Raw genomic sequence first — 13189 nt, forward strand, 5'->3', positions numbered from 1 at the left:
ATTCGCAGTTGCAATATTATCGCGCCAATTAGGGCGTCAATCCCAGGTGGGAACGCTGCTGCCCAGCGGTTCCGCCGGCCGATCCCAGGCCAGGGGCGCCCCCGCCACCAACACCGGCGGCAGGAAACGGCGGACCGGCCCCCAGGCGGTAACCTCGACAGCGGGCGAGAAATCGGCCGGGGTTTCCGAGGCCAGCGGTGCCGTGTCCAACTCCGGCCCGGCCAAGCCCACCAACAGCCCTGCCGTGGCGGCCAGCGACGTGCGGCCGGTCATGCCCCGCCCGGTCCGCGAACGATGGGCCAGGCCGCGCAGGACCATGGCCGCCAGGATATAGCCGGTGGCATGGTCCAGTGCCTGCACCGGCAGGGGTGTGGGCGCATCACGGCCCAAGGTGCGCATCCCGGCATCGGCGATGCCGGAACTCATCTGCACCAGGCTGTCGAACCCGCGCCGTCCAGCCCAGGGGCCGCCCCAGCCATAGGCGTCCAGGCAGATGTCCACCAAGCCCGGGTTCAGGGCCCGCCTCTGCTCAGCCCCCAGGCCCAGGCGGGTCAGCGCGTCAGGGCGATAGCCATGCACCAGCACATCGGCCCGGGCTAGCAACGCCTTAAGCAGGGCCAGATCGTCGGGCCGGTGCAGGTCCAGGCGGGCGCAGCGCTTGCCCAGGGTCACGTCCGGCACCACGGCATCCTCGTTCCAGTCCGGCGGATCGATGCGTAACACGTCGGCGCCCAGGCCCGCCAGGAAACGCGTGGCCACCGGCCCCGCCAGCACCCGCGTCAGGTCCAGCACCCGCAAGCCGGCCAATGGGCGCGCCGGATCGGGCGTCCAGGCGGGACGGTCGGCTGGAACCACCGCCGGCTCCAGTTCCAGCAGCGGCGCCGACGCCACCGCCCGGCCCTGCGGGTGGTCGGCCCAGGCCTCCAGACCGCGCATCTCCGCGGCACAACCGCCTGCCGCGACCACCGCCGCCTCCAGCCGCGCCGCCGGCCAGCACGCCACGGCGTCGGCCACGGCCGCGCGGTCCGCCGCTGTGCCCAGCACCGACAGTGCCGCCGCGCGATGGTGCGGCGCGTTGGTATGCAGGCGAACCCAACCGTCGGCGGCACGATAGTCGCCCGCCACCGCGTCCCATGCCGGCGGCAGTTTCCAGCCCTGGGGCCGTAACGAAAAGCCGAACCAGAAGGAGGCCAGGCGGCGATCCACCGTCACCGCCGGCCCGCCAATCAGGTCGCTGGCCGCCAGCCCCGCCACCGCCACCGAAGCCGCCGCCAGGTCGGTGACGGGGAAAACCGACGGCAGGCTGCCGGCACCGGTGACCGCCACCCGTTCCACCGCATCCGGCGCGCCACCCAGGGCCTGCCAGATGGCTGTGAGATACCGCGTCGCCTGGGTCATGGACGTTCCCTTTCCTGAATGGTCAGAACGTCATGAGACTGCGCCCGTGGCTTTAATCGTCAATCTTGATTATATTAATCAACATAACGATCCCGAGCCCGCCCCATGCCCCGCACCCTGTCCGCCGCCGAGGCCGCCGCCCGGCTGGGCGTCTCCCGCCAGACGCTGTACGCCTATGTCAGCCGGGGCCTGGTGCATGCCCAGCCGGGGCCGGACGGACGCGAAAGCCGCTATCCGGAACTGGAGATCGACCGTCTGGCCCAGACGCGGACGCGGGGCCGCAAGCCCAAGGAAATCGCCAAGGCCACGCTGGACTGGGGCCTGCCGGTAATGGAATCGGCCATCACCCTGATCGACGGCGGCCGACTGTATTATCGCGGCCGGGACGCCATCACGCTGGCCCGCACGGCAGCGGTGGAGGATGTGGCCGGCCTGCTGTGGCAGTGCCCGGTGGAAACGGCCTTCGGCGGCCCCGCCCCTGTCCTGTCCCCCGACCTTGCCCCGGCGTTCGCCGCCTTGCAGGCGGCCTATCGCGAGCGGCGGGCAGAGGAACGGCTGTTGCCCCTGTTCGCGGCGGCCAGCGAGGATGCGGACACCGCTGCCTGGCAACAGTCCCCGGCGCGTCTGGCGCAAGGGGCGGCGGCACTGGTGCGGCTACTGACCGCCTGCCTGCTACGGACGGCGCCCGATGACGCCCCCATCCACGAACAGTGCGCCCGGGCCTGGAACCTGGACACCGACGGGGCCGACCTGGTGCGCATGGCCCTGGTGCTGTGCGCCGACCATGAACTGAACGCGTCCAACTTCACAGCCCGCTGCGTCGCCTCCACCGGGGCCAGCCTGCGTGCCGCCATCATCGGCGGCCTGGCGGCCCTGACCGGCGGGCGCCACGGCGGCACCACCGCCCGGGGTGAGGCGCTGTGGGATGAGATCGGCACCGACGACGGCACGGCGGAGCGGCTGCGCCAGCGCCTGGCCCGCGGTGACAACGTGGTGGGTTTCGGCCACCCGCTTTACCCCCACGGCGACGTGCGCGCCCGGCTGCTGCTGGACCGCATCCTGCCCCACCGTCCGGCCTGGGCTGCCATGCTAGGGGCGGCGGAAGATCTGGTGGGCCGCGCCCCCACCGTCGACATGGCATTGGTGGTCCTGCGCCGCCATCTGGACCTGCCGGTGGGTACGGCCTTCGGCCTGTTCGCGCTGGGCCGATCACTGGGCTGGATCGCCCATGGCATGGAACAGCGCGCCGGCCGCACCCTGATCCGCCCCCGCGCGCTGTATACCGGGCCGGCGCCGCAATAACTGCACATCTTGCTTTATAGTGTGAAAATACTTCCCTTGTTTACCATAAAGCGGGGAAGTGCCCTGCATATCCTGGTATGTTTTTGCAACATCAATGACAAATTCTGATAAAATCCAACAATTCCTTTATTGCCTAAACCGCTCCCTTTAATGTTTTCTGACGCCGTCTGCACAGGCATGAATGGCGCCGGCCAATCGGCGTCCCGGTTCCCCATCCGGGTGGGCCGGCCAACGGTTGCCGTGCGTTGGGGACAATGATGCGTCGTTTATTCGGGCCGGCAACGGCCACGGTCGCCTTGATGCTGGCCATTCCCGTCCATGCCCATGCGGTCGGCGACGCGGATCTTGGGGACACGGGCACGGTTTCAGGGCAAACCGGAAACAGCAACGCCGGCCAGTTGGACGAAATCGTGGTGACGGCGGAGCAGCGGGCCCAGTTGGCCCAGGCCACCCCCCTGCCCGTGCTGGCCACCACCGGCACCGCCCTGCAGGACGGCGGCATCAACAACCTGGCCAACCTGACGCGCACCATGCCGGCATTGCTGGTGGCCCCGACTGTGGGCGGCACGCCGCAGATCTACGTGCGCGGCATCGGCAGCTACATCACCACCGCCTATGTCGAGCAGGCGGTGGCCTTCAACCTGGACGGCGTCTACGTCTCCCGCCCCGCCGCCGCCAGCGGTTTCTTCTATGACCTGCAGCGCATCGAACTGCTGCCGGGCCCGCAGGGCACCATGTACGGCCGCAACGCCGCCGCCGGCGTGCTGAACGTCCTGCCGGAGACGCCCAAGTTGGGTGAGACCTCGGGCGACGCCATGGTGGAAATCGGCAACTACAACCTGCGCAAGGCGGCCGGCGCCCTGAACGTGCCGCTGGCCGACAAGGCGGCGCTGCGCGTCGCGGCCCAGGTGGTGGATCAGAAGGGCTACCTGTCCGACGGCTATGACGACGACCAGAGCCAGGCCGGCCGCGTCCAGGTGCTGCTGGAACCGCGGGAGGATTTGCGCATCCGCATCAGCGGCGATTACGCCCACAAGGGCGGCAAGGGCGACGCCCAGGTGCAATACCCGTTCGTGGACAGCGACAACCCGTGGATCGGCCCGTCCGATCCCAAGGCCATCGCCGCCTACTACGCCGCCTTGCCCGCCGTCTCCCGCCTCAGTCCATTGATTGAGGCGCCCAAGGACAACGGTTTCATCGATGACAAGAACTGGGGCCTGAAGGCCGACATCGCCAAGGATTTCGACTTCGGCACCCTGACCATCATCCCGGCCTTCCGCGGCATGGATGAGGATTACCTGGCCTACGTCCCGTCCGCCTTCCGCGTCACCTCGCGGTCCCGCCAGAAGTCGGTGGAGGCGCGCCTGACGTCCCAGCCCGGTAACCTGACCTGGCTGGTGGGCGTCAATTACTTCGCGGAGGACGTGAAGGCCCAGCAGGATTACGATCACTGGGTCACGGAAAGCGTCGGCAACGGCGTCCTGACGGATGAAGCCATCGCCGCCTTCGGCCAAGCCACATACGCCGTCACCAACGATTTCCGCCTGACAGCCGGCGGCCGCCTGGTCCATGAGGAGAAAAGCCAGGACGCCCAGATCGGCACCATCACCTTCTCGCCCAACAAACCCACCTTGTTGAACGATGTCGACCGGCGCGACTGGAACGCCGCCACCTGGAAGGTGGGCGCCGACTACGATCTGGCGGAACATTCCCTGCTGTACGCCACCATTTCCACCGGCTTCAAGGCGGGCGGCTTCTTCGCCACCGCACCCGGCCGCAAGGATTATTACGACCCCGAACGCCTGACCGCCTACACCGTGGGCATCAAGAACCGGCTGTTCGACGATGCGGTGCAGTTGAACGTCGAGGCGTTCGACTATGAATACCGCGACCAGCAGATCTCCCACGTCAGCCCGGCGCTGACCGGCATCCCGCAGGCGCCCTACACCTCGCTGTACATCACGGAGAACGCCGGCCGCGCCTATATGCGCGGGGTGGAGGTGGAGGGCCGCTGGAAAGTGACGGCGGATGATCTGCTGACCACCAAGGCGCAGTACCTGTTCACGCAGTACACCGACTTCGACTACCAGTATTACAGCGCGCTGGGCACAACACCGCCGGTGGGCTGCCCCTACACCAACGTCTCGTCCCAAGTGACGCCCAAGCCGGCCGGCGCCACCAAGATCTTCGCCGTCAGCTGCGCGGGGGAACCGGCGCTGTACGCCCCGCGCTGGTCGGCCAACATCGGCTACCAGCACGACTTCCGCTTCAATGACGGCACCGTCGTCACGGCTGGCGGCGATGTCTATTTCTCGTCATCCTATGCCACGGCCTACGATTACTATCCGCAGCAGATGCAGGGTGGTTATCACATGACCAACCTGCGCCTGACCTACACGCCGGGTGGCGAGCGGTGGAGCATCACCGGCTACGTCAACAACGTGGAAAACGCGGCGGTGGTCACAAGCGGCTATCAGCCGGCGCAGTTCTTCGGCAACGGCTACAACTCCGCCAGCATCCGCCCACCCCGCATGTACGGCGCGCGCCTGCAGGTTCAGTACTGAACGACCCTAATCAAGACCGCCCCGCTTGACCTGCAATCCTTGAAGTCAAGCGGGGCGGGTATTGGATTCGCGCTTACGCCGCCTTGTAGCGATCAGCGGCGTGGTTGTGCGACAGGTTGGGCCCCAGGGCGTAGCGGGCCTTGTTCACGGCATCGAAGTCGGCCGGGTCGGGCAGCGAGGGGATGGTGACCAGTTCACCCTGGTCCAGGCCGGCCAATGCGGCCTCCACCATCTCACCCACGTCCATGACCATTTTCTGGTCCAGATCGTCGAAGGACTTGCCGACGCGCTCGAAAATCTCGGTCCGCGTCAGGCCCGGCAACACCGCCTGGAAACGCACGCCCAGCTTGCCGGCCTCGGCGTTCAGCGATTGGGTCAGCGCCAGGACGAAGGCCTTGGTGGCAACGTAGGTGGCGGAGAACATCTCCGGGATCAGCGCCACGACCGAGGCGATGTTGACGACGGTGCCCGCCCCCTTGGCCGCGAAGGCGTTGGTGGCGGCGATGGCCAGGCGGTTGGCCGCCGTCACGTTCACCTGCACCATGGTGTCCAGATAATCGACATCGGCGCCGACCGACGGATCCTGTGGCCCCAGGCCGGCATTGTTCACGAACAGGGTGATGGCGGCGTCGGTGTGCAGGCGATCCGCCACCTTCAGCACGTCGGCCTTCACCGTCAGGTCGGCGGGCAGGACATCCACCACCACGCCGGCCTCGGCCCGCAGGCGGGCGGCCAGTTCCTCAAGCCGGCCCTGGTTGCGGGCCACCAGGATCAGGTCGTAGCCGCGATGGGCCAGCCGGTCGGCATAGGTGGCGCCGATGCCGGATGAGGCGCCGGTGACCAGGGCGGTACCTTTGGTGGATTTGGACTGCGTGCTCATGGGAACGCTTCCTTGATGGCGGGAAGTGGAAAGGACGGAAACGAAAGGCCAGGCCCAGGATTTCGGTGCCGAAGATGCCACGGAAGGCGTTGCGTTGGGCGCCGATGTCGTTGAGGCCGGTGTCGTCGTTTGCATTTACTGGTATATGCCACTATTATGATGATAGTCAATCAGCGACATTCCCGCCGACGCCCGCGCCGGCCGCATCCCAGAGGCGGCGGGATCGCCGGGACAGGCGGCATGCGAACTGCCATATGGAAGAAGAGGCCGCTTTCCCCAGCGCCCGAGAGGATCACCCGCAGATGAACAAGCCCACGCACCCGATTTCCGAGGACGGCGCCACGGCCACGCCGGATCAGGCGGCGTTACGCGGCTGGGATTACTGCACCAACACGGCGGTGCGCCGCGCCGCCCGCAGGCTGGGCCAGCTTTACGGTGACATCTCCGCCCCCGCCGGCCTGCTGCCCACCCAGCACGCCTTGCTGACCCACATCCTGCTGGCCACCCGCCCCGACGGCCAGGGCCCCACCTTGCAGGACATGGCGTCCGCCGTGGTCATGGACCTGTCGGCGCTGGGCCACACGCTGAAGCCCCTGATCCGCGACGGGTATGTCGAGTTGGCCCCCGATCCCCAGGACCGCCGCGCCAAGCGCGCCCGCCTGACGCCCAAGGGCCAGGCCAAGCAGGAAGAGGTGACCGCCCTGTGGCGCATCGCGCAAAGCCGCTTCGACGCCCTGTTCGGCGCGGAGGAGTCCGCGGCACTGCGGCGCGCATTGGCGCTGGTGGCGTCGGATGAGTTCGCGGCGGCGTTCAGGAAGAGTCCTTAAAGATCCACCGCGTCCGGTGGCGGATCCGGGATGGCGGGAAGCCCATCGTTCAAAGATTCCCAACCGGCGAGCAGCGCCGACAGGGAATTCTGGCGGCGCCCAAGCGGTTCAATAATCAGCCGGCTCCCGTCTCTGCGCATGACCGCATCTTCACCGGGCAGGGCGAATTCAGAGGGGATATGGACTACCTGACCATCGGCATTTCTATGCAGCCTGACCCGGCGTGTTGAAGACATCGCACTTCCTCCATACCCGGCATCCTCGCACCATATCATCTGCCGCCCTCACCTGAAATTCCGCCCATCCGGAAAGGTGCTGTCCGCCCGCCGGGGGATGGCATCGCCGATCGGTTCGTCCAGGTGGGACAACAGGTCGGAATAGTCGATCAGGCGTTCGGCGCGGATGTGGATGACGGGGGTGGGGTTGGGGCCGCCATCCTTGGTGGCCGCCACCACCTTCTCAACCTTTCCCAGGCACAGCAGCAGGCGGCTGCCCAGGATGTGGCGGCGAAAGGCGGCGAAGGTGTCGGGCATCAGCACCAGGTTGGCGATGCCGGTCTCATCCTCCAGGGTCACGAAGATCACGCCCTTGCTGCTGCCCGGCCGCTGGCGCACCAGCACCAGGCCGGCCAGGGCCACGCGGGTGCCGTCCGCCACCTCCTCCAGCGTGTCCATGCGCTTCAGCGGATAGCGGCGGGCCGACTTGTCCTCAGCCCCCAGGCGGGCCAGCACGCCGTCGCGCACCAGGCTCATGGGGTGGCGTTTCAGGGACAGCGACAGGCGGGTGTAGTCCTCCACCAGATGTTCGCCCAGGGTCATGGCCGGCAGGGTGGCGATGGAGGGATCCTCCGCCCACGGGTTGCCCGCCCCGTCCTCCAACTCCGCATCCGCCAGGTCCAGCAGGGGCGGTGGCGCGTCGCGCAGGGCGCTGACCGCCCACAGCGCCTGGCGCCGGTCCAGCCCCATGGACTGGAAGGCGTCGGCCTCCGCCAGCCCCTCCAGGACACGCGGCTCCAGCCGGGCGCGACGCCATAACTCATGCGGGCTGGCGTAGGGTCCATCCTCCTCCCGCGCGTCCAGCAGGGGCCGCACCGCCGCCTCGCTCAGGCCCTTGGCCAGGCGCAAGCCTAAGCGCAGGACGAAAAAGCGCTCGCCCCGTTCCGGCGGTTCCAGCCGGCTGTCCCAGTCAGAATGGTTCACGTCCGGCGGACGCACGATCACGGCATGCTCACGCGCGTCGCGCACGATCTGCGCCGGGGCGTAGAACCCCATGGGCAGGCTGTTCAGCAGTGCCGCCGCGAACACGTCGGGGTAATGGCACTTGAGCCAGGCAGAGGCGTAGACCAGCAGGGCGAAGCTGGCGGCATGGCTTTCGGGGAAGCCATAGGTCGAGAAGCCCTTGATCTGATTGAAGCAGCGCTCCGCGAACTCGGCGGTGTAGCCGTTCTTCAGCATGCCGGCGTGGAACTTCTGTTGAAAGGTGTCGATCTCCCCCAGCTTGCGGAAGCTGGCCATGGCGCGGCGTAGGCCGTCGGCCTCCGCCCCGGTAAAGCCGGCGCCGACGATGGCGATCTGCATGGCCTGTTCCTGGAACAGGGGCACGCCCAGGGTCTTTTCCAGCACCTTGCGCAACGCTGGCGACGGGTAGTCCACCGGCTCCAGACCCTGCCGCCGGCGCAGGTAGGGGTGGACCATGCCGCCCTGGATGGGGCCGGGGCGAACGATGGCCACCTGTACCACCAGGTCATAGAACTTGCGGGGCCGCAGGCGGGGCAGCATGGACATCTGCGCCCTGCTTTCCACCTGGAACACCCCCAGGCTGTCAGCCCGGCACAGCATGTCGTATGTCGCCTCATCCCCCTGCGGGATGGTCGCCAGGTCCAAATCCAGGCCGTAATGGGCCCGCAGCAGGTCGAACGCCCGGCGCAGGCAGCTGAGCATGCCCAGGCCCAGGACATCGACCTTCATCAACCCGGCCTCGTCAAGGTCGTCCTTGTCCCATTCGATGTTCTGGCGGTTCTCCATCGCCGCGTTCATGACGGGGCAGAAGGTGGCCAGCGGCTTGGGCGTGATGACGAAGCCGCCGACATGCTGCGACAGATGGCGGGGAAAGCCGGAGATGGCGCCCGTCAGCGCCAGGGTCTGCTGGATCAGGGGATCGGCGGGGTCCATCCCCGCCTCCCGCACCCGGTCATCTTCCGGCGTGCCCGTACCCCAGCCGGAGATCATGGCCGACAGCCGCGCCACCGTGTCCTGGCTGAGGCCCATGGCCTTGCCCACATCACGCACCGCCCCGCGCGAGCGGTAGCAGATGACGGTGGCGGCGATGGCGGCGTGGTCGCGGCCGTACTTCGCGTAGATATGCTGGATCACCTCCTCCCGCCGCTCATGCTCGAAATCCACGTCGATGTCGGGCGGCTCATTACGGGCGGTGGAGATGAAGCGTTCGAACAGCAGGCCGGTGTTCACCGGGTCGATGGAGGTGATCCAGAGGCAATAACAGACGGCGGAATTGGCGGCCGACCCCCGGCCCTGGCAGAGAATGTTCTGGCTGCGGGCGAAGGCAACGATCTCATAGACCGTGAGGAAGTAGGAGGCGTAGCCCAGGTCCCCGATCAGGGCCAATTCCTTGTCGATCTGGGCCTGCACGTCGGCCGGCACGCCCCCGGGGTAACGCTTCGCCGCCCCTTCCATCGTCAGCTTGGCCAGACGACCTTGCGGGTTCTCCCCCGGCCCGACCTCCGCCGGATAGGTGTAGTCGGCCCGCAGTTCGGCGATGGAGAAGGTGCAGGTCTCCACGATGTCGCGGATGCGGGCCAGGGCGCGGGGATGACGGTGGAACAGGCGCGCCATCTCCTCCGGCGTTTTCAGATGACGCTCCGCGTTGGCGGCCAGGCGCCAACCCGCCGTCTGGATGGTGCAATGCTCCCGGATGCAGGTCATCACGTCCTGCAAGGCGCGGCGGCCGGGGTGGTGGTAATGCACGTCGTTGGTGGCGACGGGCGACAGGCCGTGGGCATCGGCCAGGGCCGCCAGCCGGTCCAGCCGGCGGGCGTCGTCCCCCTGGTAACGGTGGGTCAGGCACAGGCTGAGGGTGCGCCCGAAACGACGGCGGTAATCGATCAGATCAGCGGTGAAGGCCGCATCCAGGGCGTCGGGCGGCACCACCGCCATCATCTGGCCGGCCGCGTGCGCCTCCACATCCGCGCGCGTCAGGAAGCATTCGCCCTTCGGCGCCCGGCGCTTGCCCACCGTCAGCAGGGTGGACAGGCGGCCATAGGCGGCGCGGTCGGTGGGCCAGCACAGCAGCGACGGCCCGTCCGTCAAATCCAACCGCGCCCCCACCACCAGGCGAAAGTCCTGGTCGCGCGCCGCCGCATACGCCTGCACCACCCCCGCCAGGCTGTTGCGGTCGGTCAGCGCCATGGCGCGGTGCCCCAGCGCCTTGGCCGCCAGCACCAGGTCCTTGGCCTTGGAGGCGCCGCGCAGGAAGCTGAAATTGCTGGCCGTCTGTAACTCGGCGTATTGAGTCATGGTCGCGTGCCCTCAAACGCCGGGCGGGCGCATCCGCGCCCTTGGGCATCCTCGTTTTCCAGTCCGCCTGCGGCTCCCCGGAAAACTGCGGCGGCCCCGGTCGGGGCCTTGTCGCTACGCTCCGGCATTGCTCTCGTGTTCCGGCGGTGTCAGCCAAAAAAACCATGCAGGAACCAGCGCGGCGGCGGGCCGTCAGCGCGGTAGAGACCCAGGCGGTAGAGCCAGAAGCGGCGGCCCTCACCATCCTCCACCCGGTAATAATCGCGGGGCTCCGGATTGGGGTTGGGCCGGAACTCACCCCCTTCCCACCATTCCGGCAACAGGCGCTCCGGCCCCTCCGCCCGGCCGACGCGATAGGTCTGGTCGCGCCAGCGGAACAGCACGGGCGGGTCGTCGGGGATGGGGGCCACCACCTCCACCGCCTCCGGCCGAGGCAGGAGGCGGATGGGGCGCGGCCGGTCGGCCGGCCAGGAGTCGGGACCGGGCAGCGGTGGGGCCACACGGGGAGTATTGTCCTGCACCTCCGCCGGCACCGCGCGCACCGCCTGTTCCGGAATCCAGCTTTGGCGGGGCAGCAGGCGCAGCACACGGCCCTGGCCCAGCCGGGCGCCCAGCCGATCCACCAGTTCCGCGATGGGTGGGTCAGCCACGATGGGATTGCCGGTCCCGGATTCATCGCCGGCCTTCACCGGTCCCGCCAGGTCAGCCAGCCCGTCGCCGCTCAAGGTCGCCTGGACACCATCGAAGGGGGCGGCATGGGTGACGGAAACCGCCATGACCTCAAAGCCCATTCCCGGCTCCAACTGGTCCATGCGCGGTTCCAGCAGGCGCCACAGATGGGCGGGATCGCGGTTGGGACAGCTGGCGCCCACCGACAGCACCTGCGGCGGGGCGTCGTGGCCGGCATCGATGCGCCAGGCCTCCAACTCCAGCGAGCGCGCGCCCTCACCCGCCGCCGTCAGGCTGGCCGCCACCTGGCCCAGCAGGTGGCGCACCGCCCGCGCCAAACCCTCTGGCGTGGAAATGGGATCGACCGTCGTCAGGCGGGCGGTATGGCGAGACGGCGGCCGGCGGGGCGACAGCGGCTCCTCCACCCAACCCAAAGCCTGGTCCAGGCGCAGGGAGACCTGGGCGCCATAGCGGACGGCCAGGGCGGCACGACTTTTGGCGCCGGTACCCTGCCGCATCAGTTCACCCACCCGGCGCAGCCCCACCCGGCGCAGGCTGGCGACCATCCCCCCGTCCAGGCGCAGGGCCGGCAGGGGCAGGTCGGCCAAGGCCTCCGCGGCACCACCCGGCGGCACCACCAGCAGGACGCCGAACCGGGCCAGCGCCCAGGCGGCGCCGATGCTGTCAGCGATGGCGGCCCGCGCCGCGAACCCCGCCCGCGCCAGCCGCCCCTCCAGGTCCAGCAGCAATGGGTGCTCCCCACCCAACAGGTGGGAACAGCCGGTGATGTCCAGCAACAGGCCCGGTCCACCGCCCAGGCCGGGCGGATCGCTGGGGTCCACCGCCGTCCAGGGCGTGTAGCGCCGGGCCCAGTCGGCCAGGCGTTCCAGCGCCGCGGCGTCGCCCTCGGGATCGGCATCCACCACCCGCACGTCCGGTTCCAGCGCACGGGCGTCGGCCAGACCCATGCCCGGCGACAGGCGCCGGGCCCGCGCGGCCTTGTCCACTGCCGCCACGGTCAGGCGCCCCCGGTCCGACATGCGGGTCAGCAGCGGCGCGTCGGCGGCCAGCGGCGGGACCAGACACCGGCGCACGCGGTCGGTGGCGAAGGTGGGCAGCCAGAGGGAGAGGATGCGGCGCATGGTGTCAGCCCACCGCCCGGGATGCGAAAGGCAGGACAGCGGCACTGGGCGGCGGCGCCTCCGGCGTGCCCGCCACGGCATCACCCGCCGCCTCCAGCCGCAGGCCCTCGCGCTCATACAGGGTCCAGGCCCCCGGCCGGCCACCGCGACAGCGCAGCAGTTCCACCCGCCAGGCGGGGCCGGTGAAGGCGGAGGCCGCCATACCGTCGTCCTGGATGGGGGTTGTGGCCACCCGCCAGCGGGTGACGGCGGCGCTGGCCTGCGTCCCTTTAACCTTGGCGCCCCTGGCCTGCCCCAGGCGCAGCAGCAAGCCCGGCACGCCACCGGCCTCCGCCGCCAGGTGCAGGCGCCGGCTGGCCGTCAGATCCAGGCCGCCAGCCTCCCCCACCACGGCGCCCACGCGGGAACAGCGCAGCGCCTCCTCCATCGCCCACAGCAGATCGACCTCGTTGGCCGCGTGCACCACCACCAGCTGGCCCGGCCCCACGCCCTGGGCATCCAGGCCAGGGGCGTAGAGGTCCGGGGCGCGCGTCATCCACAAGATGGGGCCGCGCACCCGCTCGGCCAGACGGGCGGCCAGCAGGGCGGTGAAGGCGGTGGCGGCACCGGCATCCAATGCACCCGCCGCCGCCACCTCATGCAAGGCGGCACGCGGCAGGCCGGGGGCCCCGCCCGGCGGCGCCGGCAGGTGGGCATCCACCGCCGGCACGCCCAAAGGCACCACACCCCGCCCCGTCCCCGGCGCCTCCACCGCGCGCACCTGTTCGCGCAGCATCGCCATCAGGCGCTGTCGATCCATCGGTTCTTCGGGAATGGGGCTGGGTTCGGCGGGCATGGGATGCTGCCTTGGGTCTCACGCGAGGGGGATAAAATG

General features: G+C 69.1%; 9 protein-coding genes. 3 read left to right on the forward strand and 6 right to left on the reverse strand.

The features are described 5' to 3' along the window. Positions 1 to 36: 36 nt before the first annotated feature. Positions 37 to 1398 (reverse strand): CoA transferase, encoded by a 1362-nt coding sequence (locus PW843_15480; GenBank protein ID MDE1148001.1) that lies wholly within the window; start codon positions 1396 to 1398, stop codon positions 37 to 39. A gap of 105 nt (positions 1399 to 1503) precedes the next feature. On the opposite strand from PW843_15480, the gene PW843_15485 reads away from it, so the two are divergent. Both PW843_15485 and PW843_15490 read left to right on the forward strand, forming a co-directional pair. Next, the gene (locus PW843_15485) at positions 1504 to 2700 is read left to right on the forward strand and encodes a citrate synthase family protein (GenBank protein MDE1148002.1); all 1197 of its coding nucleotides are present in this window, start codon (positions 1504 to 1506) and stop codon (positions 2698 to 2700) included. Between the two features lie 254 nt (positions 2701 to 2954). Then, positions 2955 to 5264, forward strand: coding sequence for a TonB-dependent receptor (locus tag PW843_15490; protein ID MDE1148003.1), 2310 nt, complete (start codon positions 2955 to 2957; stop codon positions 5262 to 5264). Between the two features lie 73 nt (positions 5265 to 5337). On the opposite strand, the gene PW843_15495 is transcribed toward PW843_15490, so the two are convergent. Beyond that, positions 5338 to 6144: an SDR family oxidoreductase gene (locus PW843_15495; protein MDE1148004.1), complete on the reverse strand. Its 807-nt coding sequence runs from the start codon at positions 6142 to 6144 to the stop codon at positions 5338 to 5340. A gap of 302 nt (positions 6145 to 6446) precedes the next feature. Between PW843_15495 and PW843_15500 the strand changes: the two genes are divergently transcribed. Further along, complete coding sequence (locus tag PW843_15500) at positions 6447 to 6971, forward strand: MarR family winged helix-turn-helix transcriptional regulator (GenBank protein ID MDE1148005.1); 525 nt, start codon at positions 6447 to 6449, stop codon at positions 6969 to 6971. Here the strand turns inward: PW843_15500 and PW843_15505 are convergent. The 4 genes from PW843_15505 to PW843_15520 form a co-directional block, all read right to left on the reverse strand. Continuing rightward, positions 6968 to 7207 (reverse strand): AbrB/MazE/SpoVT family DNA-binding domain-containing protein, encoded by a 240-nt coding sequence (locus PW843_15505; protein MDE1148006.1) that lies wholly within the window; start codon positions 7205 to 7207, stop codon positions 6968 to 6970. The two genes, PW843_15500 and PW843_15505, sit on opposite strands and share 4 nt — an antisense overlap. A gap of 48 nt (positions 7208 to 7255) precedes the next feature. Beyond that, the gene (locus tag PW843_15510) at positions 7256 to 10504 is read right to left on the reverse strand and encodes an error-prone DNA polymerase (GenBank protein MDE1148007.1); all 3249 of its coding nucleotides are present in this window, start codon (positions 10502 to 10504) and stop codon (positions 7256 to 7258) included. Positions 10505 to 10653: 149 nt separating this feature from the next. Next, positions 10654 to 12315 (reverse strand): DNA polymerase Y family protein, encoded by a 1662-nt coding sequence (locus PW843_15515; protein MDE1148008.1) that lies wholly within the window; start codon positions 12313 to 12315, stop codon positions 10654 to 10656. A 4-nt stretch (positions 12316 to 12319) separates the two neighbouring features. Continuing rightward, positions 12320 to 13150 (reverse strand): hypothetical protein, encoded by an 831-nt coding sequence (locus PW843_15520; GenBank protein MDE1148009.1) that lies wholly within the window; start codon positions 13148 to 13150, stop codon positions 12320 to 12322. Between the last annotated feature and the right edge of the window lie 39 nt (positions 13151 to 13189).

Source organism: Azospirillaceae bacterium (assembly GCA_028283825.1).
GTDB lineage: Bacteria > Pseudomonadota > Alphaproteobacteria > Azospirillales > Azospirillaceae > Nitrospirillum.